Consider the following 25091-nt stretch of genomic DNA (forward strand, 5'->3'; position numbering starts at 1 on the left):
CAAAGAAAAGATTTTTTTCTGTAAAAAAATTTATTTTTATTAAGAAAGGACTAACATAATTAATTAAGCCTTTAAATATCCTCAATCATCTGTGCAAATCCGTGCAATCTGCGGTTAAAAATAAAAAGGAGCTGTTTCCAAAAAAACAGCTCCCTTCGCTATAACTATGCTTAAAAAAATTGGATTAATCGTTATTAGTTACTGAAAGTTTCACCTCGATATTATTTCTGGTCGCATTAGAATAAGGACAGATCTGGTGAGCTTTCTCAGTTAAAACTTGCGCTTCTTCAAGAGAAACTCCCGGAATATTGACATCCAGTTCCGCAGCCAAACCAAAACCCCCATTCTCAAGTTGTCCGATACTTACCTGAGCCGTAACAGTTGTTTCTCCCGTTTTTACTTTAGATAAACTGATTACCCGGTTCAAAGCGCTGTCGAAACACGCAGAATATCCCGCTGCAAAAAGCATCTCAGGATTGGCAAAATCATCATTGGCACCTCCTAATCCTTTTGGCATTCTTACTTCTAGGTCCAAAACTCCGTTTTCACTTTTTACATGACCATTTCTCCCTCCTTGGGCAGTAACCTGGGTTGTATATAATGTTTTCATTTATTTTTCTATTTTGTTTAAGATTTTTAATACTGTTTCTTTAAGCTGTAACAGTTCCTCTGGCTGTATATCAATTTTCTTATGAATTTTTCCGGGAATTTCACAAGCCTTTTGACGTAGCTGTTGCCCAGCTTCATTTAAAAATACTTCAACCACTCTTTCGTCTTCTTTTTTTCTTTTTCTTATGATCAGCCCTTTTGCCTCCAGCCTTTTAAGAAGAGGAGTTAAAGTTCCACTATCCAGAAACAGTTTCTCACCAATATGAGTTACTGTAAGCCCATCACCTTCCCAAAGAACCATCATGACCAGGTACTGAGGATAGGTAAGATCAAGCTCATCAAGAAAAGGACGATAAAGCCCTGTAATCTCTTTAGCGATCACATATAAAGGAAAGCAGATTTGGTTTTCTAATTTGGGTGTTTTAGGATTTTCCATAAGTTGGGGTACGAAAGATTCGATGAAGGTATTACTTTTTTATGATAAATTCATCCATTGGAATTCGGACTTTTTTCATAGAAGATAGCCAGTCATTGGCTTCATCGCGATATCCAAGGTATAAAAGACTTACGCTTTTTAATCCTAAATCTTTTAATCCCAGTACTTCATCTACAATCTGATTACTGAATCCTTCCGCAGGAGTACTGTCAATTTTAAGCTCGGCAGCCTGTGCCAGGGCAATTCCCAAAGCAATATAAGTCTGGCGTGCAGTATGTGCAAAATGCTCTTCAGGAGTCTGTGCTCCGTACATTTCTTTAATTTTATCCGTATAACTACCAAAACGGCCTCTTGGAAGCGCTCTTACATCGGTATGATAATCGTAAACTTTGTCAATTTTTTCATTAGAATAGCTGTCCCATGCTGCAAAAACAAGTACGTGGGAAGAATCTCTCATTACCTCAGGGTTTAAAGCTCCTGCTACCATTTTTTCTTTCAATTCCTGATTTTCCACTACAATAATACGGAAAGGTTGAAGCCCGGATGAAGTAGGAGCAAGTCTTGCGGCTTCTAAAATAGTCTGAAGATCTTCTTGTGAAACTTTTTTGGTTGGATCATATGCTTTTACAGCGTGTCTCCAGTTTAGGTTTTCTATTAATGACATTTTTTTGTTGTTTTTAAATTAAATTATTTGGCGATTATTAAAACCCTTATTTAAATTCTATGAAGTCATAATAACAATGCAAATATACAACTTTTTAAATTGTGCGCAATTTAATTTTAAAAAATTTTATTGTGAGCTTTTAATTATTTAAACAACTTTTTAGTTGTTTTATTGTTTTTTGATTTACCTTTGCAATAAATAAATGAGTATGATGAATAGTCAGTGGAAGAAAAGGATAACTATCTTATGGATCGGTCAGTTCTTTTCCTTAATAAGCAGTTCTGCAGTGGGTTTTGCCATTATTATCTGGTTGAGTTTAAAGACAGGTTCAGCCGAAATTTTAGTCTTTGCAGCCATTGCCGGTTTGTTGCCTCAGGCTTTGATCGGTCCGTTTGCCGGAGTATATGTGGATCGCTGGGATCGTAAAAAAACAATGATTTTGGCAGATGGCTTTGTGGCGGTTTGTACATTAGTAATGTCTGTCAGTTTTTACATGGGATATGAAAACATTGAGTTGGTGTACATCATACTGGGATTACGTTCTGCTGGTTCAGCGTTTCATATGCCGGCAATGCAGGCTACAATACCATTACTGGTTCCTAAGGACGAATTGTTGCGTATTGCAGGAATCAGCCAGATTATAAAATCTGTATCAAATATTGCAGGCCCTGCGCTTGGGGCTTTGGCGATTGGTATTTTGTCAATTGGAAATGTATTGTTGTTGGATATTGCAGGAGCAATCCTGGCTATCTTTTCCTTATTTTTTATTTATATTCCTTCACCACGGCCGGAAAATAAAAGTTCATCCAGCATTAAAATGGTAGGAGAGGATATGAAAATTGGATTCATGGAAGTCATTAGAAATAAAGGGTTAAGCTTTCTTTTTCTGTATTCAATTATTGCAGGATTTTGTATTATGCCGATTTCAGTTCTATTTCCATTAATGACTATAGAGAACTTTCATGGAGGAAAATTTGAGATGAGTGTTGTAGAAAGCACCTGGGGAATTGGAGCTCTGCTTGGAGGCGCAGTATTGGGAATATGGAAGCCTTCAGTACGAAAGGTTATTATTGTCAATATCTCGCATCTTATAATAGGCCTTTCCTTTTTATGTTCAGGTTTGCTGTCATCAGAAAAATTTGTCTTTTTTGTGATACTAACAGGTGTGGGAGGAATTGCAGCTTCATTTTATAGTTCAGGATTTACCGCTACCGTACAGGAAGAAGTTCATTCCGGGATGTTGGGACGTGTTTTTGCAATGTATTTCAGCATAGAAGTATTACCTACTATGCTTGGACTTGTTTGCACAGGATTTATAGCAGATTTAATTGGGATAGGTTCTGTTTTTGTCATCTTGGGTTTTACCATTTTTATCATAGGAATTATATCTTTCTGCACTCCTTCTCTAATGAACCTTGGTAAAATAAAAAGCTAGAAAAAGAACAGCAGAATTTCACAGGATTCGGATTTTTTCAGATGGAATAGTTTCCAATCTTTGCTAAAGAAATATAAACTTAAAAACAATGCAAAGATTTAAAAACAAAATAGCTCTGATTACCGGAGGAACCAACGGAATGGGCTTTGCCACTGCACAGCAATTTATACAGGAAGGAGGAAAAGTAATCATCACAGGTAGAAGTGAAACTACGGTAAAAAATGCTTTGAGCAATTTAGGAGAAAATGCCTCAGGAATTGTATCAGGTGCCGGGAATATGAAAGATCTGATGGGTTTGCAGGAGGAAGTGAAAAAATATTCAGAACATATTGATGTTCTTTTTGTAAATGCCGGATATGGAAGATTTGCTCCTATTGAATATGTTGACGAAAACCATTTCGACGAACTTTTCAATCTGTTGGCAAAAGGACCTTTCTTCACTGTTCAGCAAATACTGCCACTTATGAAAACAGGCAGTTCTGTTATTTTTAATACTTCGGTAGCTACCGAGATTGCTATGCACAGTTTTTCAGTATACTCAGCAGCAAAATCTGCAGTACAGTCTTTCATCAGGACTTTTGCCTTAGAACTTACAGAAAAAGGAATTCGGGTGAATGGGATAAGTCCCGGGCACATTAAAACTAATATTTTTAATAATACCGGTCTTTCTGCTGAGCAGATTGAACATGCCGTTCAGGATATTATTCCTACCATACCTTTAAAAAGACAGGGAGAACCATCAGAAATTGCCAATGTGGTAGTATTCCTTGCTTCAGAAGAAGCTTCCTATATTCACGGTGCAGAAATAAAAGTAGATGCCGGAATTTCTGTAATAAGGTAATGAGAAATGCTTTCAGCAGATTATTTGATTTCATTGATCTGCCTGATAATATTGGTGTTTTTCTCAATACCAATATTAAAGGCCTTACTTTTCTGAAAGCTCAGACTGGCTTTTTCCATTATGGTTTTGTAGTCAGAAGATTTTTTTGAAATATAAAAAACCTGTGCACTGATTCCAATAGACACACGTTCAAACTCTTCAGGTTTTTCGGGATCCTTTTCAATATTGGAAATAACAGAATTATTATACCAGGTAAGGTTTTGAGAATTGGAGTTGCCGGAGCAGGATACAATCATAAAAAATAGTAATAAAAAATAAGACCAGGCTTTCATAAGATCAGAGGTTTGGTAAAAAGCACCTGCAATACTTTGAAATTGCAGGTGCTATATGAAAAAGAATTAAAATCCACAGTGTCCTACACTTGGTGCAGGAGAAGGCGAACATCCTGAAAGTCCTGAAAATGTAGTCAGTACACAATTGGTGTTCACATAGTTGTTATCATATAATAAAGAACCTGATGGGCTTCTGTAATATACATTTCCAGCCGTATTGGCAAATGAAGAAACTGAAGCTGAACCACATGATGTATTGGTACATGCCGCTCTCCATGCCGCATCTGTTACCGGTCCGCTTGAGAATAATGAAGGATCTATAATCCTTTTTTCAACAATACCGGAAGCGTTTTTGAAACTTACCAATATAGCAACGTGGTATACCCATGATACGCAGCAGGTCCCGGTAGAAGCTCTCAGGTTTCCATACACAAACTGCTTTTCGCAATCGTATCCGGCATTCAGAAGGATTTGTCTCATTTTGTGGGCCCTTGCATAGCATCCGTCTACAGGATATCTGAAAGTAATGCAGGGAGAAGAAGCTGTAGAAGTTCCGCACGCCTGGCTTTTGATCTGTGCAAATAGACTGTTTAAGGTCGCTAAATCGGGAATAACAGTAGAAAGTTTGGCAGCATCTCCTTTTTCTTCCTTGTTAAATATAGACTTGAAATAACGGGCATCTTCATCTGTTGCTTTTTCAACTTTTGCAATTTCAGAAGTGTTATTCTTAAGGAAAATATGAACCGGTGATTCTTCTTTCACAGCCTGTCTGATCATAGAAATATAGGTTGCATTTTCTTCGGTATCCTTAATTTCATAAGGCTGAGCCGAAACCATGAATGAAACTCTGTATTTCCCGTTTTCTTTATCTATCCCTACCGGGACAGTTCTGCCGAAATCTTTCATCACAATTTGTGAAGACTCATTAGCAGTGAGGTTTTGATCCTGGCTGGCATTTGAATCTGCGCAGGAATTGAATGAAAGTATCGTCATTGATACCATCATGGATAAAATGAATTTTTTCATAATTCTCATAGTTTGTTGGTTGTGGTGTTTTTAAATGAACTACAAACAATAGTTCACTATTTTGTGATAATAAAAGTATGAAAATTTGAAATACATGCAAATATTTTTTCATAAAAATTTGATATTCTTGTAAAACTGATAATCGGCAAAGATTTAGAAATCACTATTTAAAAGGACTTTTCAATAAAAAACACCAATTCCAACATAGTGAAACTGGTGTTTTTGTATTATTAATAAAGTGCTTTATTGCATTTTGCACCATTGAAGTAAATCTGGATACAGGTCTTCAATTTTTTTGGTAGGGTATTTTTTCCTTAAAGACAGAAGCTCATCATTGAACTCTTTCATCTTGATAAAGCCTCTTTGTTTCATAATTTCATTAACATCCCGATAGGCATAGGCAACCGTTGGGCTGTCGTCTGCATATTTGTCTGCACAGTAAAGATAAAACACGGCAAAAGTCATATATTCATCAAAAACACGAATCGGATTAGGATAGTATTCTATACCTTCCTGTTTTACGTTCACCCATTTTTCTCTTTCTTTAAGGGATTCGTTGATTAATTCAGTATACTTTTTCAGTGGAGCTCCAGTATAATTATGATCAACTTCCGTGAACATTACTCTCGTATTGTAAACTGTATTTTCTTTTTCTGTACGGCCCTGTGGCTCATCGAGAGGAGGCAATACCATCAAAATCTGCAGAAAACCGTTATCATGATAGCTGGTTGTATAGTTCAGGCTATTGATCAGCGGAGAAGTTAATACAGTGTAGTTGTTTACCCTTGTATCAAAGTTCTTTTCAAGCCATTTCCATTGTTCATCCAAATTAGCTGTTGTATTATACTGAGAAATCAATGTTTTATAATAAGGAATATGTTTCTTGTAAAAAGCTCTGAACCCTGATTTTTCTGCAAAATTTTCAATATCAGATTTCCAGGTTTTTATAATATTGGTTTTGACTGTTGTATGAGATGAGACACTCTGTGCAGGAAAAATGTAGTTTTTATCAGGGACCAGTTTATTTCCTTTAAAATCATAGCTCATTCCGTTTCCGGTAATAAGGACGTAGTTCACGGCATTTGCTTTTATCAGCGAATCAAATTTTCCGATTATTTTTTCATTCTTAAATGTTTTGAACTGTTTCAGGACATCCTGATAATAGGTTCCTGACTGCTGCACCATATCATCATTTTCCAGACCTACTTCTGTGATTGCGATCATAATATGCAGAAGTTCTTTCACTTCATGGATCTCTACTTTGGTTTTTCCCTGATTTTCTTTTTTGAATTGTTCGTCGAAGTTGACCTTTTTCTGCTCTTGAGCATAGGCACTACTCATTATTAGTAAAAGAACTAATAAGAATGTTTTTCTCATGTTATAAAAGTATAGTTATTAGATAAAAGTATCCCTATACAATCTGTTTTTCATGTATAGGGAATGTATATAAATATTATTTGTAGATTAATTCAGCCTGGAAAACGTCTGCAAAATGCTTTCTGATCTTAGCTTTAATGTCTTCCATTTCCTCCGGTGTCAGATCTCTTTCAAGTTCTCTTTTTAAAGAAGTTACCTGCTTATCTTTAATACCGCAAGGAATGATGTACTCGAAATACCTCATGTCTGTATTCACATTCAAAGCAAAACCATGCAGAGTTACCCATCGTGAAGCTTTTACTCCCATTGCACAGATTTTTCTTGCATAAGGTTTGCCTACATCCAGCCAAACACCGGTTTCTCCCTGAGAGCGTTCACCTTTAAGGCCATACTCAGCGATGGTTCTAATGATCACCTCTTCCAGATTCCTCATATAAAGATGAATGTCTGTAAAGAAGTTTTCAAGGTCCAGAACGGGATATCCAACAATCTGACCATACCCGTGATAGGTAATATCGCCGCCACGGTTGGTTTTTACATAAGTTGCTTCAAGCTCTTTCAGTTTGTCTATTCCGGCAAGCATATTTTCTTCATGTCCACTTTTTCCTAAGGTGTACACGTGTGGATGTTCTACCAATAGGAAATGGTTGGAAGTGGTAATGTGCTCTTCAGCAGGCAGATCACGGTTTTTTATTTTGGTATCAATAATATCTTTCATCAGTTTTTCCTGATATTCCCAGGCGGGCTGATATTCTTTGATTCCTAAATCTTCAAATTCTACTGCTTTATTCTGATTTGTATTCATTTCAATTTTTGATATACAAATTTAGTGATTTTTACGCTTTTATGGAATGGATAAAATCTATAGCATTTTTCTTCCAGTCTTTATCCTGAAGTAAAATATTCACAAAAGCAGTTCCGATAATTCCTCCATCCGCTTTTTCCGTCACATTTTCAAAATCTTTTCTGGATTTGATTCCAAAACCAATCATTACCGGATTTTTAAGAGGAAGAGATGCTAATCTGTTGAGATAGTTTTCATTTTTCAAAACAGCAGTGTCATTTCCTGTTGTAGATGAAGAACTTACGGCATAAAGAAAACCAGAGCTTAAAGAATCAAGGTAGATGATTCGTTCATCGGAAGTTTCGGGAGTGACCAAAAAAGTGAAATTAAGATCATATTGCTTTAAAATTTGCTGATAGTTTTTCTTAAATTCAATAGGCGGAAGATCCGGAAGAATCAATCCGGAAACACCGCTTTCCGAACATTCCTGGCAAAACCTTTCGAATCCGAAACTTAGGACCGGATTGATATAGCCCATTAAAATAACAGGAATTCTGATGTTATCTTTGATGGTTTTTAACTGTGAAAAAAGTTTTTCAATGGTCATTCCGTTCTGTAGAGCCTGTTCGTGAGCTTTTTGAATGACAGGTCCGTCTGCCACCGGGTCTGAATAAGGCATCCCGATTTCTATCATATCTGCTCCGGAATCCTGAATCAGTTGTATAATATCTGCAGTATCTTCCAGCTGTGGAACACCTGCTGTAAAATATATGTTGAGTTTTTTCATTTTTTTATTGTATTAAAGTAAAATGTAGAGCATATAAGACTTGAAATACATTGTACATTTTAGATCCGACTTTTTACAGATTTTTCAAATACGTTTCCATATCCTTATCTCCACGTCCGCTCAGGCAGATTACGACAATATCATCTTCCTGGAATTTCTTTTTATCTAATACCGCAAGAGCGTGAGAGCTTTCCAAAGCAGGAATAATTCCTTCCAGCTTGGTAAGTTCAAAGGCACATTTCAGGGCTTCATCATCATTAATACTAAAAAATTCTGCCCTTTTTTCTTTAAAAAGATGTGCGTGAAAAGGTCCGATTCCCGGATAATCCAAACCTGCAGAAATAGAGTGGGGCTCAATAACCTGTCCATCCGCCGTCTGCATAACGAGACTTTTGCTGCCATGAAGTACCCCAAGGGTTCCTAAAAAAGTAGTTGCTGCGGTTTTCCCTGAATCGACTCCCAAGCCTCCGGCTTCAGCTGCAATAATTTTCACTTCAGGTTCTTCTACAAAATGATAGAATGTTCCTGCAGCGTTACTTCCACCACCCACGCAGGCAATTACGTAGTCGGGATTTGCTCTTCCGATTTTTTCCTGAAGCTGCTCTTTGATCTCTTTTGAAATAATGCTTTGAAATCTCGCCACAAGATCCGGGAAGGGATGGGGACCTACCACACTTCCAATCACATAATGAGTGGTAACGGGGTTATTGATCCAGTCTCTTAAAGCTTCATTTACAGCATCTTTTAGCGTTTTTGATCCAGAGGTTGCAGCAACAACTTCAGCACCAAGCATTTTCATTCGGGCAACATTGGGAGCCTGTCTCTGGATATCAATTTCGCCCATATAGACAATACATTCCAGGCCAAGTAATGCACAGGCGGTAGCAGTGGCTACTCCGTGCTGTCCGGCTCCGGTTTCTGCAATGATTCTGGTTTTTCCAAGACGCTTGGCTAAAAGAACCTGCCCCAAAGCATTATTGATTTTATGCGCTCCGGTATGGTTAAGGTCCTCTCGTTTTAAATAAATTTGGGTACCGTATTTTTGGCTTAGGTTTTTAGCAAAATATAAAGGTGTTGCGCGGCCTACATAATGGGTAAGGAGATCCTGATATTCATTCTGAAAATCTTCAGATGCTATGATTTCGAGATAGTTTTTTTGCAACTCTTCTACATTGGGATATAGCATTTCTGGCACGAAAGCGCCGCCAAATTCGCCATAATATCCGTTTTCATCGGGATTTTTATAATTCATTTCTTTATTCTTTAGTGATTAAATAAGCATTATTCTGAGCACTCAACTGATTGAGTCGTTTTTTTCTTTCTTCAGAAACATTGAAGATTAAAATATCATCATCCTCAGCGTTGATCCATTCTGAATCTACATTTTCTTTGATTGCTTTGGCTTTGTTGTATAATATTTCAATTTTACATTTTTCATAAAACGGACGGAGTTCGTGGTGGCAGAATCCGATGGTTTCTATATTTTTTTGAATAACATATTCCGTAAAATACCCAACCAACTTATTTCCATACCCTTTTTTCTTTTGGGCAGCAACAAGCCCAACAGCTTCTGCAAATGCGATTTTCTCGCCCATAATCTCCAGGGTAAAATCAAAATTCAGACGGATAATGGCCAGTATATTTTCCAGGTTATCCTTCAGAAAATGAAACTCAGAATCTTTGAAGAAGTAGTGAAAATCGTGAGTCGTCATTGTCTTCCAGGCCGGAACTTCCCAAAGCTGAAGGATATGTTCAATTTCGTTTTCTGCGAGTGTTTTTGTCTGTTTTATCTGATATTTCATAGGCTTAAACTATTAATAAAAGTGAGATGGTGATCATATTGTTGTTTGGTGATGAGTTTTTTATAATACATGAGCTCAATTTTATGAGTCAAGTCAATTAATGTTGCTTTGTCTATTTTGGAACTATACATGATAATGGCAATTTCCAGATTATCAATCAGATAATAAGGATCTGTGTCTTCATAGAGCAGAAATATTTTTGTATAAATTAAACCTAAATCATATTTTACATTTGCTTTGACACAAGGCTCCAGGAATTTATCAGAAATAATAACAAGGTAATAGCTGTTCCACAATCTGATTCTTTCAAAAAAATACTGAATGTCTGCTTCTGTGAAGTCTTTAATAATAGAAATAAAATCAGATAATAGTCCTCCGATTTCCCAATGTCCTATATTGCTGTCATTCTGTGAAACAAAATGATAGAGGGTCTGTATTTTTTCATTTCCGAATTTTGGTGGAAATAATGTTTTGTAGAATGTTTTTTTTAGCAAATGTATATTCATCATTGTGTGTTTTTAGGTTATATATTCTGCTGGTATAAGGTTTTAAATTGTTCTATTCTGCTGATATTTTTATTTCCTGGCTCCCATTCAAATTTTGAATTGATATCTAAAGCAAAAGGCTTTTGATTCAGCAGGGTTATGTTGTCAATATTTTCTTCCGAAATTCCACCGCTCAGAAAGTAGGGAAGTGGAATATCAAATTCGTTCAGTAATTTCCAGTCGAACTGTTTTCCTGTCCCGCCAAAGGCTTTGCTGTCTGTATCAAATAAATAATAGCTTACAGGTTGTGCGGTATGGCTTTCTGGTATATTGAAAATCTCTGCAATTTTATTCCGGTTCTCAAAAGTATTGTCTCCTATTCTTATTACTTTGATGATTTTAATATCAGACTGTAATTTTTCTCTTACTTCAAGAATAAAATCGTTTGTTTCATCACCATGAAGCTGAATAAAGTTCAGTTTTGCCTGACGAGCGATCTTGGCGATTTTATCTGCTTTTTCATTCACAAAAACACCTGTTTTGCCAGGATGGTCGATCTTTGAAATATCTTCTAAAGTCAGACTATTTAATACGTATCTGGGTGATTTCTCATAGAAAATGAATCCCAGGAAATCAACTTTCATGGCAATAAGCTTTTGAATCTGCTCCGGTTTTGTAAGGCCACAGACTTTGAGGCAGGGTTGCTGGTTCATGTTGGATGTTAATTGACTACTCATTCATTTTTAATTCTCAATGGAATAATTTTTAGATCTGTTTGGTAAAATCTTCAAACGCTTGGGCAGGATCTGTATTTCTCATAAAATATTCTCCCATCAGAAAGCTGTTGAATCCCTGTTCCTTTAAATAACTGAAGTCCTGAAGAGTATAAATTCCACTTTCTGCAACGGACAAAACATCTTTTGGAAGAAGGTTTTTCAACTGTACAGAATGTTGTAGATCTACTTTGAAATCTTTTAAGTTTCTGTTGTTGATACCCACCAGATCCATGTCTTTGTGACAGTGTTTCAGCTCTTCTTCTGTATGGATTTCCAATAAAACCTCCATATTCAGTTCGTGGGCGAGATGCGTAAATTCCTGAACCTGATTGGTAGAAAGGCAGGAAGCAATCAGTAAAACAACATCGGCTCCCATACTTTTTGCTTCATAAAACTGATATTCATCAATCATAAAATCTTTCCTTAAAACAGGAATATGAATATGATTTCTAACACTCAGAATATCGTTGAAACTTCCTCCGAAAAAATCCTTATCCGTTAAAATAGAAATTCCGCTGGCTCCAAACTTTTCATAAGAAGAAACCACTTCTAACGGTTGAACCCGATCATTGATGATTCCTTTTGAGGGAGACTGTCTTTTAAATTCTGCTATAATTCCGTTTTTTTCTTTAACTGATTCTTTCAGAGAATAAGTGGTTCTTTTAAAAAACTCGGTGTCTTTTAACTGCTCAAGAGAGGTATTGAGCTTGGCTACAGCAATTTCTTCTTTTTTTCTTTTAATAATTTTATCTAGTATGGTCATTTCTTGTTCTTGGAGGTTAAATGGTGGAACAATTGTTTATTGACATTCATCAGTTAATAAGAAGTTCAAGGCTTTTTAAGGCTTTTCCACTTTCCAGACTTTCTTTGGCTAAAAGCAGGCAGTCATCATACGTCCCGAATTTATGAGTATGATACAATGCTACAGATGCATTGGCCAATACTACAGAATTTTGCGGCTCGGTACCGTTTCCTTCAAGAATGTTTCTGAAAATTTTTGCGGTTTCCTGGGCTGTATTTCCCGCTTGGATATCCTCCAGATGTACAGGATTGAACCCTAAATCTTCTGCAGAATAAATATCCTCTCCTTTTTTGGTAATGATCTTACTGTCATGGGTCAGACTGATTTCATCATAACCATCCAATCCGTGAACCAGAATAAACTCAGGATCTTCTTTTTGAAGCAGGTACTGATAGATTCTCGCAATTTCGAGATTGTATACTCCGATCATTGAAAACTGAGGTTTTACAGGGTTTACTAAAGGGCCTAAGAGATTAAAAAATGTTCTTAGTCCCAATGATTTTCTTAATAAACCAACAGATTGTAAAGCTGGATGGAAGTAAGGCGCGTGCAGAAAACAGATATTGGCTCTTTCAAGATCTTCATTCAACAGATCTGAATTGTTTTTGAACTGATACCCAAGTTCTTCCAGTACATTGGATGAACCTGTAACGGTAGAAGCTCCGTAATTTCCGTGTTTTGTTACTTTCTGTCCGGCTCCGGCTACTACAAAGCTGGCCAGTGTTGATATATTGATCGTATTTTTCCCGTCGCCTCCTGTTCCTACGATATCTATGGCATCACTGGCATCTACATTTACAGGCACCGCCATCTGAAGGAGAGCTTCTCTAAAGCCTTCCAGCTCTTTCAGTGTGATATTCCGCATCAGGAAAACGCTGATGAAAGCGGTAACTTCTGAGGCATTGAATTTATTCTGTGCAATTTCGATCATCATGGCTTTCGCTTCAGATTTCGACAGCGTATGATGATTGAAAAGGTATTGTAATATGTCCTTCATTTGGGGTGTTTTTAGGGTTGAGGGTATTTCTGTTGCTATCATTGTAGAAGAAAATTTTTAATAATAACTTCTCCTTCGGGAGTCAGAATGCTTTCGGGATGAAACTGTACAGCATGTACATCGTACGTTTTATGCTGCAAAGCCATGATCATTCCGTCTTTATCTACTGCTGTGATTTCGAGTTCTGTTGGGAAATCATCAGGATTCACTGCCCAGCTGTGGTATCTTCCCACTTCAATTCCTGAGCTCAGGTTTCTGAATAGTTTTGTATTTTCTTTTACAAGTTCTGTGGTGGTGGCTACGCCGTGAAAAATCTCAGAAAGATTGATCAGGCTTCCTCCGAAAGCTTCAGCAATAGCCTGTTGGCCAAGACAAACTCCCAGGATACTTTTTGTAGGAGCATATTCTTTAATCAAATCCAGCAGAATGCCTGCCTCTTCAGGAATTCCCGGGCCTGGTGAAAGAATGATTTTATCGTACTGATCGACTTCTTCAAGGGTTATTTTATCATTTCTTACGACATCTACTTTCTGATTCAGAATTTTTTCAATGATCTGAACAAGATTATACGTAAAGCTGTCATAGTTGTCAAAGACAAGAACTTTAGATTGGGTTTGCTGGGTGTTTATATTGTTGTCCATTTTTATTTTTTTTGTTGGGAATGGTTACGTTTATGACCTGTTGCTGTAATTGGAATAATTTTAATTTTCTACCAGCTTTTCTGCTTTCTCTACTGCTTTCTTTAAGGCATTTAACTTATTGTTTACTTCCTGAAGCTCGTTTTCCGGGATAGATTTTGCAACAAGTCCTGCACCGGCCTGATAATAGAGTGTATTGTTCTTGCTTAAGAAGGTTCTGATCATGATGGCCTGGTTGCAGGTTCCGTTTAATCCTATCATTCCGATGCATCCTCCGTAATAGCCGCGGGAATCTTTTTCATATTGATCAATAAGCTGAAGCGCTTTATGTTTTGGCGCCCCGCTTAAAGTTCCCTGAGGAAAAGTGGCAGAAACCATTTCTAGAGGATTGATGCCTTCCGGCAGCTCAGCTGTCACTTCACTTACCATATGGATAACGTGAGAGAAAAGCTGTATCTCTTTAAGTTTGGTAACCGTTACATTTTTACCCAGTTTTCCCAAATCATTTCTTGCCAGATCTACCAGCATGGTGTGTTCTGCATTTTCTTTAGGATCGGCTTTTAATGCTTCTATAGCCTGAAGATCTGCTTCAAAATATCCTGTTCTTCTTGCGGTTCCTGCAATGGGATGAATGGTCGCTTTATTGTTTTTTATAATTAATTGGCTTTCAGGACTTGATCCGAAAAGTTTATAACTTCCATAATCAAAGTAAAACAGGTAGGGAGATGGGTTGATGTTTCTCAATGCTCTGTATACGTTAAATTCATCCCCTTTAAATTTCTGTTCAAACCTTCTGCTGAGTACCAATTGAAAGACATCTCCTCTCATACAGTGTTTTTGAGCCGTTTTTACCAGTTCAATATATTCTTCATTGGTGATGTTGGATGTTTCCTGACCGTTCTTTTCGAAAGGATAAACGGGAGTATTCTGATTTTTGATGAGGTTTTCTAATAAATGAAGTTCAGATTTAATTCCACTGATTTGATTTTCAATGATGTACATCTCGTCATTAAAATGGTTAACAGCAATCACATACTGATATAATCGATATCTTAAAATAGGAATTTCTACTTCTGGGCTTTGTGCTTTTAAATCAATATTTTCGAAGAACTGTACGGCTTCAAAACTTGTATAGCCAAAAAGGCTCTGAGCCGTCTGCTCTATAGGATCATTGGTTTTCTCACACTCAAATACTTTGCGGAAATTGTCAAATATCTCGGTGATATTTTGTTCCATGATAAACTGTTTTACCGGAGCCGAATCGGGAAATTTAACTTCAAATTCAGTAAGGTTTTTCACTTCAATTCCGGCAATGGCATTGATGGCAATGAAGGAAAAATTATTATCAATACTTTTTGAATCAGAACTTTCCAGAAGAATCGTGTCACGGAATTTATCTCTGATCTTCAGATAGATATTCATAGGAGTGTGAAGATCTCCAAGTGTTTTTTTCGAAACGGTTTTTATTTTGATTGTATCAGTAAACATCTGTTGTTTTATTTTTTTTGAGATTAAGGAATAAAAAAGGCTTCAACGTTATCCGTCAAAGCCTATATATTGTTTATTTTAATTATTTCTGCTGTACTACTAACAACATGACAATACTTCCAGACCCGACGAAGAGTTTGAAAGCCACCACCAAATATTGTTGCTCATATTAAACATGCTACAAAAGTAGAAAAATTTTTAATACAAAAAATAAAAAAGTGAAAAATTAAAAAAACTTAACATGTACTCAGATTATTTCAACTGCTTAAGCTCTTCTCTGAGTTCTTTCAGCTCTGCTTTATAATTTCCATCATCATAAGATTGGGTGTAATCTTCTAAGGCTGAGATGTATTCCTCAATAAACTCTCTGTTGGTTTTATCTGCTTCATACTTTATTTTTGCCGAATTGACCGGAGCCAATTTTGAGTATTTAAGCTCCTTTTGGCCCTGTTCCGACTGGTTATAAAGGATCACAATATTCTTCTCATATCCTGGAATATATTTTACAGGAAATGGGAAATCTGTCCGTGGGATTCTAATGGCGTTTTCAATCGGATATATGGATGCAGTAGTTGTTGAAAAGAATGTTGAGGTATATTTTCCATCCTGTTTTTTTACAATGGCTTCATAATCGTGGATATACATTTCATTCAAAGTAGAGTTGGTTTCTATATCCGAGGTGATGATAGCTGTACTTTCTGTTCCGTATTGATTTAAAAACCATGCATTTATAAATTGCCCGCCAATGCCATTGACAATCGCCAGAGGAATGATAGGAATCAAAAACCAGATTTTTTTTGTTAAATAAGACACTAGCACAAAGAATACGATGAGCAGGATCACAGTATAAAAACCATGATGGCTGGTAAAAAATAGAATCTTTGAAATTAAAACCATGGTTTAAAGTTACTGTTTTAATATAAAAGTTGGAAAAATATTCCATTCCAAGTTACAAAATATGAAATACTTAAGAATATACTGCATATCCAAAAAATCTTATTTCTAAGAAATGGCAGATACATCATATAAGTGCATTCAATATAAATGCTCATCTTTAAAATTTCAGTTAAAGAGAACATTTATCATAAGTTTAAAACTTTATTTTTTATATTTTTGCTGTCAAATTAGAAAACAATGAAAAAAGTATTAGCAATTGCATTTATCGGAGGTTTATTAGTGGTAAACTGTTCTAAAAAAGTAGATCATTCATTACAAGACAGCAACACCATGCTTGAAGAGCCAGAAGCAACTACAGTAGTAGATTCTACGGCAAAACCTGCTGCTCCAGCTGCTGCAACTCCGGCTACACCTGCTCCTGAAGCTGCTAAAACAGATTCTACAGCGAAAAAATAATGAAAAAAATATTTTTGGCAGGGGCATTAGGATTCCTGATGTTTTCCTGTTCTAAAAAAGAAAATACAGCAGAAGTATCTTCCTCTTCTTCTGAAACAACTGCTGTTTCAGAACCTGCAAAATCTAATCTTTCCGGTGACCAGATCATGGAAACATTAGACTGCTCAGGATGTCACTCTGTTAATGAGAGAATGATAGGACCTTCTTATAAGGAAATTGCCGGTAAATATTCTGAAAAGGATATAGAACTGTTGGCTTCCAAAATTATAGAAGGAGGAAGTGGAGTTTGGGGAGGTGTTCCTATGGCTGCCCATCCACAGGTGTCTAAAGAAGATGCCAAAAAAATGGTTGAATATATTTTAAGTCAGAAGAAATAAAATATGTCCGATGAAAAATCCAGTCTGCACACAAGAAACCTGCATCGAAATCCCTATGATTTTGAGCAGCTTATTTCTTGTGTGCCGGAACTGAAACATTACGTTTTTGTAAATGCCTACCAAACGGTAACCATCAACTTCAGCATTCCTGAAGCGGTTAAACTTCTCAACAAGGCACTCCTTTTACACTTTTACAGTATTAAAAATTGGGATATTCCTGATACCAATTTATGTCCCCCAATTCCGGGTAGAGCCGATTATGTGCATTATATTGCAGATCTTCTGGCGGATAAAGAAAATCGTCTTTCTGAAGGAAGTTCTGTGAAAGGATTGGACATAGGGGTAGGAGCTAACCTTGTGTACCCGTTAATTGCCCACAGATCTTACGGATGGCAGATGACAGGAACAGATATTAACGAAGATTCTTTGAAAAATGCACAGCAGATTTTGGATCAAAATCCTGATTTAGAATCCGCAATTCAGTTGAAACATCAGCCAGATTCAAACCATATTTTTAAAAATATAATGGGTCCAGATGAGAGATTTACTTTTTCTATGTGTAACCCTCCTTTTCACGATTCTGAAGAGTCTGCTATAAAAGGAAATCTCAGAAAAACAAAAAATCTTAAAAAATCAAAGTCTAAGCAACCTCAGTTAAACTTCGGCGGACAGCAGACCGAATTGTGGTGCGAAGGAGGCGAAATTGCTTTTATTACAAAAATGATCAATGAAAGTGTTTTGTATTCATCTCAGGTTCTTTGGTTTACGTGCCTGGTTTCTAAAAAGGATAATCTTCCTAAACTGACTGCTCTTCTAAAGAAACTTAAAGCCAACTTCAAAATTATAGATATGGCTCAGGGGCAAAAAGTAAGCAGAATTCTGGCGTGGACTTTCAAGTCTTAACCGAAAATAAGAGTGTCTTTCATAAAGTATTTTAGCTTGTAAAGTTACCGGTGATGATAGTGTGACTTTCAATTTTCAATTCCCGACTTTTCCGTAGTAATTCCATTGTTTCGCTTTTCATTTTAAAATTTCTGAAAAAATCAATTGACGGTCAACTCAAAAATGCCTAAATTTGTACGCTTTTAGAAAAATAAGAAATGCAATTATCAGAACAAGAAATCATTAGAAGAGAAAAGCTGAATAAGCTTACTGAAATGGGGATTAATGCGTTCCCTGCGGATGAGTATACAATTACAGATACTACAGAATCTATAAAACAGGACTTTTCTGAAAGTAAACAGGTGAAGATCGCTGGTAGATTGATGTCACGCAGAATTCAGGGGAAAGCTTCTTTCGCAGAATTGCAGGATTCTAAAGGAAAAATCCAGGTTTACTTCAACAGAGACGAGATCTGTCCGGGTGAAGATAAAGAACTTTATAATGAAGTATACAAGCACCTTTTGGATATCGGTGATATTATCGGTATCGAAGGAGAATTGTTTACCACTCAGGTAGGAGAGAAGACAGTTTTAGTGAAAAACTTTACCCTTCTTACCAAAGCTTTACGTCCTCTTCCTCAAGCGAAGACCGATGAGAATGGAGTTGTACATGACGGGTTTACAGATCCGGAATTAAGATACAGACAGCGTTATGTAGATCTAACGGTAAATCCACAGGTAAAAGAAATTTTCGTGAAAAGAACAAAATTGTTCAATGCCATGAGAACTTTCTTTAATGATGCAGGATATTTTGAAGTAGAAACTCCAATCTTACAGTCAATCCCTGGTGGAGCAGCTGCGAAACCGTTTATCACGCACCACAATGCATTAGATATTCCATTATATTTAAGAATTGCTAACGAATTATATCTGAAAAGATTGATCGTAGGTGGTTTCGACGGAGTATATGAGTTCTCTAAAAATTTCAGAAATGAAGGAATGGACAGAACTCACAACCCGGAATTTACCGCTATGGAAATCTATGTAGCGTACAAAGATTACAACTGGATGATGGATTTCACTGAGAAATTATTGGAATTCTGTGCGATTCAGGTAAACGGAACTACAACGGCTACATTCGGAGAACATAATGTAGATTTCAAAGCTCCTTATCCAAGAGTTTCTATGACAGAAGCGATCCTGAAATTTACAGGTTTCGATATCACCGGAAAAACTGAGAAGGAATTATACGATTTCGCGAAGTCTATCGGTATTGAAGTGAATGAGACGATGGGTAAAGGGAAATTAATTGATGAGATCTTCGGTGAGAAATGTGAAGGAAACTTCATCCAACCGACATTCATTACAGATTATCCGGTTGAAATGTCTCCATTAACGAAAAAGCACAGAAGCAAAGAAGGCTTAACAGAGCGTTTTGAATTGATGGTGTGCGGTAAAGAAATTGCCAACGCTTATTCAGAGCTTAATGATCCTATCGATCAGAGGGAGCGTTTTGAAGCACAGATGGCTTTATCAGAAAGAGGAGACGACGAGGCAATGTTCATCGATCAGGATTTCCTAAGAGCTCTTGAATATGGTATGCCACCAACTTCAGGATTAGGAATTGGTATGGACAGATTGATCATGTTCTTAACGAACAACGCTTCTATCCAGGAAGTATTATTCTTCCCTCAGATGAGACCAGAGAAAGCAGTTCCTCAAATTGAACTGGGAGAGGATGAAAAAGTTATTCTTGAAATCCTTAATTCTCAGGAAGAAGCAATGTCTTTAGCTGAAGTAAAGGAAAGAAGCCAGTTATCTGGTAAGAAATGGGACAAAGCGTCTAAGACTTTGACAAAAAATAACATTGTGAAAGTAGAGAAAATTGACGAAAATCTTTTGATGAAATTGGCATAAGATTTCTCATAAGGTATACATATAAAAGGTACAGAATTATTCTGTACCTTTTTCTTTTTTCCATTTCCGAAGCGGTGTCCTGAAATTTTTAAACGGTGCTATGGTATTGATGTGAATCCATTTCCAGACCGGCCATTTTACAGGCGTTGTGGCCCATTTTCTCTGTTCCGGTAAAAATAAGGTTTCATGATCCAAGGATTCTATCCATTCTATAATTTCGTTCACCTGCTTTTTCAACAGATTTCTCTGTTGAGCAATGCTGAAAGCTCCATATTGATTGTAAAAAGATTCGTATAAACCTTTTAAATTATTCCACTTATAATCAGGAGTTGGTGTTTTTACATCAATGCCTTTCTTTTCATCAGATTCCCATTGAAGAAGTAATTCTGTCCATCCGATCTGATAGGAGAGATTCTGAGAAGGTGTTTTATCAACTCCGGATTTTAATAGATCTTTGTCTTCTTCTTTTATATCTTTAAATTCCTGATCATACAGAAGATATCTTTTCCTGATTTCTTCAATAAGCTCGGTTTTATCCTTATAATTTTGCATTACGTATGGTTATTTTCTCAACTTACTGAAAGAAGCCATCAGATAAAATAAAAACGGAAGAATAAATAGTGAACCGAGCATGAGTGCCCAACCCAAAGCAGAAATAGTTTTTGCCGGTGCCATATGTTCTAAAAGAGAAAGATGTTGCCCATTGCCTAAAAGAATAATGTTTGGATTATGCTGATAGGTAGCGGCTACAAGGATCATCACCATCTGAAATCCTGCAAGTGCACGTACTGGAAGCAACTTCTGACGGTTCAGAGCCCGAAGAATAAGAAGTAGGGCAATCGTAGCAAAAGCAATCGCCATAATTCCTAAAGGTTTTGAAAACACCCACATTAAGAGTGGAATATCTGAAATATAGGCAGTAGCAAATACAAGAATTCCGGTAATAACCACGAAGATCATGGTCTGTTTGGATTTTCTGATCATTAATAAAAGCTCAGACTTGTCTTTGGTTTCTCTCAACGAAAAAATAGAGGCAAGATAAGCACAAAGCGCTACCGTAAATAAACCAACGGATACTCCAAACCAATTTAACCAACTGTAAATATACAAATCCAGGAAATTGGTGGCATCCGGATTGATGGAATGCGAAACGGTTGCAGCTGCAATTAATCCTAAGAAGAAAGGAGTCAGAAGACTGGCATAGTAAAAAATATGGGTATACAGAACCTGCCAGTTATCTTTTACAGCATCATAATGTCTGAAGGTAAATGCGGTTCCTCTTGCAATGATCCCTACAAGCATTAATACCAGCGGAATATGAAGATAGGTAGACATTGTAGTATAGATTTCGGGAAACCCTACAAAAAGAATTACAATCGCAATGATGAGCCACATATGATTAGCTTCCCAAACAGGAGCAATAGATTCATACATGATTTCCTGGGTTTTGTGACGGGCCTTTTTATTGGTAAAAAGTTCTACAATACCAGCCCCGAAATCTGCTCCGCCCAGAATAATATAAAGACAGATGGAAAGCCAGAGAAAGCCTATAACAATGTAAATCATGATTTCTTGTTTTTATCGTTAAACTGAGAGTCGGTAGGGTCGTAAAGTTTTGGAACCATTTGAATCTGTCTCTTTAAAAGGAAAACAAGAATCAATGATAAGGATATGAAAATAGCCGTAAAGAAATAGAAAGAATACTGTATTCCCGGCATTGGAGTTACTGCATCAACTGTTCTCATGATTCCGTAGATAATCCATGGCTGTCTGCCTACTTCTGTTACCGTCCATCCCGCTTCCAGTGCAATATATCCGAAAGGGGTTGCTATTAAAAAGGTTTTGAGCAGCCAGTGTTTACTCAGCCATTTTTTTCTGAAGAAGAAAGCATATAAGTAAACAGCTCCAATACCAATCATCACCACTCCGAAGAAAATCATGATTTGAAAAGCATAATGCACAACTGCAACCGGAGGCCATTCATCTCTTGGAAAATCTTTAAGTCCTTTTACTTCTGCATTAAAATCATTGCTTACCAGGAAACTTAAAACTTTAGGAATCTTAATAGCATACTTTATTTCTTCGTTTTTTTCATCTGGAATACCACCGATAACAAAAGAAGCTCCTTTTTCTGTTTCAAAATGTGCCTCCATAGCGGCCAGTTTGATGGGTTGCCTTTGTGCTACGGACTTTGCAGCAACATCCCCGCTCAAAGGGGCTCCAAATGCTCCGATCAAGGCAAAGCCTACAGCAATTCTAAAAGCTTTGGTATGAAATTCAACATTCCTTTTTCTCATAATCATAAAGGCATGAACTCCGGCCACAGCAAACCCGGTTGCACAAAATGCGGCTACCGTCATATGAAGCGCTTGTGGAAACCAGGCGTCGTTGAGCATCGCTTTGATAGGGTCTATATTGAGATATTGCCCATTAATATAATCAAAACCGGAAGGAGAGTTCATCCATGAGTTAGCTGCTACAACCAGAATACCAGAAGCAAGACCACTTATACCTACAAGAAATCCACAGAACCAATGAAACCATTTATTGAATCTTTCCCAACCATATAAGAAGAATCCTATGGCGATTGCTTCAATAAAAAAAGCCGTCCCTTCCAGAGAAAACGGCATCCCGAATATAGGTCCGGCGTGTTTCATAAATCCGGGCCACAGAAGTCCAAGTTCAAAGGAAAGCATAGTTCCGGAAACAGCACCCGTTGCAAACAGAATAGCAACTCCTTTGCTCCAGGCTTTTGTAAGACCTTTATATACTTCATTATTTGTTTTTAAGTATTTCCAATGGGCAAAAGCCATTAAAAAAGGCATTACCATACCTACACACGAGAAAATGATATGGAAGCCCAGAGAAAGGGCCATCTGCGCACGGGCAGCAATAAAATCATCCATAATACCAACTTTTGAGTAAATAAATTTACGTATAAATTATTGATCCCAGGTATGATTTAATACAGTATGACTTGATGAAAAGAATTTTAACTTTGTTTCCTTTATTTCTAAATAACAGCCCTCAATCAAGATTTTGAATGACAAAATAGGCCTGTTTAAAATAGTATAGGTTCCAAGATCATTACTTTCAAAAAATGATAAAAAATTGATTTTGAATTTATAATGATTTAAATTGATTACTCTAAAAATACAGATAGGTTTCTTTTGGCGTTTTTTATTCTTATATCAATGCTTTTTTGACATTATTTAACTTTTATACCTCGAAAAAAATCACGATATTTGTAGGTCTTTGCATATGGCAAGATTTTAATATTTGATATGAGTCAGAAACAATATACAGCTAGTAGTATTCAGGCATTGGAAGGAATGGAGCACGTTCGTATGCGTCCTTCAATGTACATTGGTGATGTAGGAGTCAGAGGACTTCACCACTTGGTTTATGAAGTAGTAGATAACTCTATTGACGAAGCGTTGGCAGGATACTGTGATACGATCTTCGTAAGCATTAAAGAAGGAAACGGAATTGAAGTAAGCGATAATGGTAGAGGTATTCCGGTAGACTTCCACGAAAAAGAACAAAAATCAGCCCTTGAGGTTGTAATGACAAAGATAGGTGCCGGAGGTAAGTTTGATAAAGATTCTTATAAAGTTTCCGGTGGTCTTCACGGAGTTGGGGTTTCTTGTGTGAATGCACTTTCCAACGAAATGATCACTACTGTTTACAGAGACGGGAATGTATACCAACAGATCTATTCAAGAGGAAAAGCTCAGACAGGAGTTGAAGAGATTGGTCACAGTGAAATAAGAGGGACCAAGCAGTTTTTCCAGCCGGACGATACAATATTTACAGAATTAGTTTACAATTACGATACATTAGCAAGCCGTTTAAGAGAACTTTCTTACCTTAATAAAGGAATCAATATAACGCTTACTGATGAGAGAGAGAAATTGGAAGACGGTTCTTTCAAATCAGAAATTTTTCATTCTGAGGGAGGATTAAAAGAATTCGTTGCTTACATCGATGGAAACCGTGAGTCTATTATGGAACATGTGATTTTCATGGAAGGAGAAAGAGATGATATTCCTGTAGAAGTGGCGATGCGTTACAACACTTCTTTCAATGAAAATCTTCACTCTTATGTTAATAATATTAATACCCACGAAGGGGGAACCCACCTTGCAGGTTTCAGAAGAGCTTTAACAAGAACTTTAAAGAAATATGCTGACGAATTGGGCCTTCCAGCGAAAGAAAAAGTAGAAATTACCGGTGATGACTTCCGTGAGGGATTAACAGCTGTAGTTTCTGTAAAGGTAATGGAACCTCAGTTTGAAGGGCAGACCAAAACAAAATTAGGGAACTCTGAAGTTTCAGGAGCTGTAGATAAAATTGTAGGGGAAATGCTTACCAACTTTTTGGAAGAAAACCCTAATGAAGCTAAAATAATTGTTCAGAAAGTTGTTTTAGCAGCAAAAGCAAGACAAGCCGCTAAAAAAGCTCGTGAAATGGTTCAGAGAAAATCTCCAATGGGAGGTTCTGGTCTTCCGGGTAAATTATCTGACTGTTCATCTAAAGATCCGGCAGAATCTGAGATCTTCCTTGTAGAGGGGGATTCCGCAGGTGGAACGGCTAAACAGGGACGTGACAGACACTTCCAGGCTATTCTTCCTTTGAGAGGTAAGATTTTGAACGTAGAGAAATCTATGCTTCATAAAGTTTACGATAATGAAGAAATCAGAAATATCTACACCGCTCTTGGAGTTTCTGTAGGTACGGAAGAAGATAGCAAAGCATTGAATATGGCTAAGCTGAGATACCATAAAATTGTAATCATGACCGATGCCGATATTGATGGTTCTCACATTTCTACCCTGATTCTTACCTTCTTCTTCAGATATATGAAGGAACTTATTGAGAACGGATATATCTATATCGCTCAACCTCCTTTATATTTATTAAAGAGAGGAAACAAAAAAGTGTATGCTTATAACGAAAAAGAACGTGAAGAGTTTACACTGGAAATGTCTCCGGACGGAAAAGGAGTAGAAGTACAGCGTTACAAAGGTCTTGGAGAAATGAACCCTGAGCAGCTTTGGGAAACAACACTTAACCCAGAACACAGAATACTGAAGCAGGTAACCATTGATAATGCAGTGGAAGCAGACAGTGTTTTCTCAATGTTGATGGGAGATGAAGTTCCACCAAGAAGAGAATTCATCGAAAAAAATGCGAAATATGCAAAGATTGATGCATAATCGTTTTTAAAAATATAATAAAAAAGCTTCTAATTATTTAGAAGCTTTTTTTATATTTGGACAAA

At 36.8% G+C, this 25091-nt stretch carries 27 protein-coding genes; 7 read left to right on the plus strand and 20 right to left on the minus strand.

The genetic code is table 11. The features are described from left to right. Positions 1-184 precede the first annotated feature (184 nt). The 3 genes from ACQ76T_RS01815 to ACQ76T_RS01825 are packed head-to-tail and all read right to left on the minus strand — an operon-like array spanning position 185 to position 1709. Positions 185-610: an organic hydroperoxide resistance protein gene (locus tag ACQ76T_RS01815; RefSeq protein ID WP_431341645.1), complete on the minus strand. Its 426-nt coding sequence runs from the start codon at positions 608-610 to the stop codon at positions 185-187. Beyond that, positions 611-1045, minus strand: a complete 435-nt coding sequence (locus ACQ76T_RS01820; protein ID WP_431341646.1) for a MarR family winged helix-turn-helix transcriptional regulator — start codon at positions 1043-1045, stop codon at positions 611-613. Between the two features lie 31 nt (positions 1046-1076). Then, positions 1077-1709 (minus strand): NAD(P)H-dependent oxidoreductase, encoded by a 633-nt coding sequence (locus tag ACQ76T_RS01825; protein WP_431341647.1) that lies wholly within the window; start codon positions 1707-1709, stop codon positions 1077-1079. Positions 1710-1917: 208 nt separating this feature from the next. On the opposite strand from ACQ76T_RS01825, the gene ACQ76T_RS01830 reads away from it, so the two are divergent. Together ACQ76T_RS01830 and ACQ76T_RS01835 are read left to right on the plus strand one after the other, a co-directional pair. Continuing rightward, positions 1918-3144 carry an MFS transporter gene (locus ACQ76T_RS01830; RefSeq protein WP_431341648.1) on the plus strand — a complete coding sequence of 409 codons (1227 nt, stop codon included), beginning with the start codon at positions 1918-1920 and terminating at the stop codon, positions 3142-3144. Between the two features lie 88 nt (positions 3145-3232). Next, positions 3233-3985 (plus strand): SDR family oxidoreductase, encoded by a 753-nt coding sequence (locus ACQ76T_RS01835; RefSeq protein WP_431341649.1) that lies wholly within the window; start codon positions 3233-3235, stop codon positions 3983-3985. A 20-nt stretch (positions 3986-4005) separates the two neighbouring features. On the opposite strand, the gene ACQ76T_RS01840 is transcribed toward ACQ76T_RS01835, so the two are convergent. The 14 genes from ACQ76T_RS01840 to ACQ76T_RS01905 all read right to left on the minus strand — a co-directional run bounded on the left by ACQ76T_RS01840 (position 4006) and on the right by ACQ76T_RS01905 (position 16176). Then, positions 4006-4317 carry a hypothetical protein gene (locus ACQ76T_RS01840; RefSeq protein WP_431341650.1) on the minus strand — a complete coding sequence of 104 codons (312 nt, stop codon included), beginning with the start codon at positions 4315-4317 and terminating at the stop codon, positions 4006-4008. Positions 4318-4383: 66 nt separating this feature from the next. Beyond that, entirely contained in the window at positions 4384-5343 is a 960-nt protein-coding gene (locus ACQ76T_RS01845; RefSeq protein WP_431341651.1) for a protein-glutamine glutaminase, read from the minus strand. Between the two features lie 243 nt (positions 5344-5586). Further along, positions 5587-6720: a DUF4932 domain-containing protein gene (locus ACQ76T_RS01850; RefSeq protein WP_431341652.1), complete on the minus strand. Its 1134-nt coding sequence runs from the start codon at positions 6718-6720 to the stop codon at positions 5587-5589. A gap of 76 nt (positions 6721-6796) precedes the next feature. After that, complete coding sequence (lipB, locus tag ACQ76T_RS01855; protein WP_431341653.1) at positions 6797-7525, minus strand: lipoyl(octanoyl) transferase LipB; 729 nt, start codon at positions 7523-7525, stop codon at positions 6797-6799. 31 nt (positions 7526-7556) lie between these two features. Then, positions 7557-8291, minus strand: coding sequence for a tryptophan synthase subunit alpha (trpA, locus tag ACQ76T_RS01860; protein WP_431341654.1), 735 nt, complete (start codon positions 8289-8291; stop codon positions 7557-7559). A 73-nt stretch (positions 8292-8364) separates the two neighbouring features. Next, positions 8365-9543 (minus strand): tryptophan synthase subunit beta, encoded by a 1179-nt coding sequence (gene trpB, locus ACQ76T_RS01865; RefSeq protein WP_431341655.1) that lies wholly within the window; start codon positions 9541-9543, stop codon positions 8365-8367. A gap of 4 nt (positions 9544-9547) precedes the next feature. Further along, positions 9548-10093 carry a GNAT family N-acetyltransferase gene (locus tag ACQ76T_RS01870; RefSeq protein WP_431341656.1) on the minus strand — a complete coding sequence of 182 codons (546 nt, stop codon included), beginning with the start codon at positions 10091-10093 and terminating at the stop codon, positions 9548-9550. After that, complete coding sequence (locus tag ACQ76T_RS01875; protein WP_431341657.1) at positions 10090-10602, minus strand: hypothetical protein; 513 nt, start codon at positions 10600-10602, stop codon at positions 10090-10092. The genes ACQ76T_RS01870 and ACQ76T_RS01875 overlap by 4 nt, the downstream gene beginning before the upstream one ends. Before the next feature lie 14 nt (positions 10603-10616). Then, complete coding sequence (locus ACQ76T_RS01880; RefSeq protein ID WP_431343704.1) at positions 10617-11291, minus strand: phosphoribosylanthranilate isomerase; 675 nt, start codon at positions 11289-11291, stop codon at positions 10617-10619. 52 nt (positions 11292-11343) lie between these two features. Further along, on the minus strand, positions 11344-12117 hold the full coding sequence (gene trpC, locus ACQ76T_RS01885) for an indole-3-glycerol phosphate synthase TrpC (protein WP_431341658.1): 774 nt from the start codon (positions 12115-12117) through the stop codon (positions 11344-11346). 49 nt (positions 12118-12166) lie between these two features. Further along, positions 12167-13153, minus strand: coding sequence for an anthranilate phosphoribosyltransferase (gene trpD / locus ACQ76T_RS01890; RefSeq protein WP_431341659.1), 987 nt, complete (start codon positions 13151-13153; stop codon positions 12167-12169). A 38-nt stretch (positions 13154-13191) separates the two neighbouring features. Further along, complete coding sequence (locus tag ACQ76T_RS01895) at positions 13192-13794, minus strand: anthranilate synthase component II (RefSeq protein ID WP_431341660.1); 603 nt, start codon at positions 13792-13794, stop codon at positions 13192-13194. Between the two features lie 60 nt (positions 13795-13854). Next, the gene (locus tag ACQ76T_RS01900; protein ID WP_431341661.1) at positions 13855-15279 is read right to left on the minus strand and encodes an anthranilate synthase component I family protein; all 1425 of its coding nucleotides are present in this window, start codon (positions 15277-15279) and stop codon (positions 13855-13857) included. Between the two features lie 252 nt (positions 15280-15531). Beyond that, a complete protein-coding gene (locus ACQ76T_RS01905; protein ID WP_431341662.1) occupies positions 15532-16176 on the minus strand; it encodes a hypothetical protein in 645 nt (214 codons plus the stop codon). Between the two features lie 237 nt (positions 16177-16413). Here ACQ76T_RS01905 and ACQ76T_RS01910 point away from each other — a divergent pair, with 237 nt between their 5' ends. The 4 genes from ACQ76T_RS01910 (at position 16414) to lysS (ending at position 19807) form a co-directional block, all read left to right on the plus strand. Then, the gene (locus tag ACQ76T_RS01910) at positions 16414-16632 is read left to right on the plus strand and encodes a hypothetical protein (RefSeq protein WP_422691574.1); all 219 of its coding nucleotides are present in this window, start codon (positions 16414-16416) and stop codon (positions 16630-16632) included. Beyond that, entirely contained in the window at positions 16632-17009 is a 378-nt protein-coding gene (locus ACQ76T_RS01915; RefSeq protein ID WP_431341663.1) for a c-type cytochrome, read from the plus strand. The genes ACQ76T_RS01910 and ACQ76T_RS01915 overlap by 1 nt, the downstream gene beginning before the upstream one ends. A 3-nt stretch (positions 17010-17012) precedes the next feature. Then, positions 17013-17912: a 23S rRNA (adenine(1618)-N(6))-methyltransferase RlmF gene (gene rlmF, locus ACQ76T_RS01920; RefSeq protein WP_431341664.1), complete on the plus strand. Its 900-nt coding sequence runs from the start codon at positions 17013-17015 to the stop codon at positions 17910-17912. A gap of 197 nt (positions 17913-18109) precedes the next feature. Next, positions 18110-19807: a lysine--tRNA ligase gene (lysS, locus tag ACQ76T_RS01925; RefSeq protein WP_431341665.1), complete on the plus strand. Its 1698-nt coding sequence runs from the start codon at positions 18110-18112 to the stop codon at positions 19805-19807. Positions 19808-19843: 36 nt separating this feature from the next. On the opposite strand, the gene ACQ76T_RS01930 is transcribed toward lysS, so the two are convergent. From ACQ76T_RS01930 to ACQ76T_RS01940, 3 genes are read right to left on the minus strand one after another with little or no spacing between them, the layout of a single operon-like run. After that, positions 19844-20359 (minus strand): ClbS/DfsB family four-helix bundle protein, encoded by a 516-nt coding sequence (locus ACQ76T_RS01930; RefSeq protein WP_431341666.1) that lies wholly within the window; start codon positions 20357-20359, stop codon positions 19844-19846. A gap of 9 nt (positions 20360-20368) precedes the next feature. Then, positions 20369-21373 (minus strand): cytochrome d ubiquinol oxidase subunit II, encoded by a 1005-nt coding sequence (locus ACQ76T_RS01935; protein ID WP_431341667.1) that lies wholly within the window; start codon positions 21371-21373, stop codon positions 20369-20371. Beyond that, positions 21370-22713 carry a cytochrome ubiquinol oxidase subunit I gene (locus ACQ76T_RS01940; protein ID WP_431341668.1) on the minus strand — a complete coding sequence of 448 codons (1344 nt, stop codon included), beginning with the start codon at positions 22711-22713 and terminating at the stop codon, positions 21370-21372. The genes ACQ76T_RS01935 and ACQ76T_RS01940 overlap by 4 nt, the downstream gene beginning before the upstream one ends. Before the next feature lie 378 nt (positions 22714-23091). On the opposite strand from ACQ76T_RS01940, the gene gyrB reads away from it, so the two are divergent. Continuing rightward, positions 23092-25026 carry a DNA topoisomerase (ATP-hydrolyzing) subunit B gene (gyrB, locus tag ACQ76T_RS01945; RefSeq protein ID WP_431341669.1) on the plus strand — a complete coding sequence of 645 codons (1935 nt, stop codon included), beginning with the start codon at positions 23092-23094 and terminating at the stop codon, positions 25024-25026. Positions 25027-25091 lie beyond the last annotated feature (65 nt).

This window comes from Chryseobacterium sp. JK1 (assembly GCF_050632815.1).
Classification (GTDB): domain Bacteria; phylum Bacteroidota; class Bacteroidia; order Flavobacteriales; family Weeksellaceae; genus Chryseobacterium.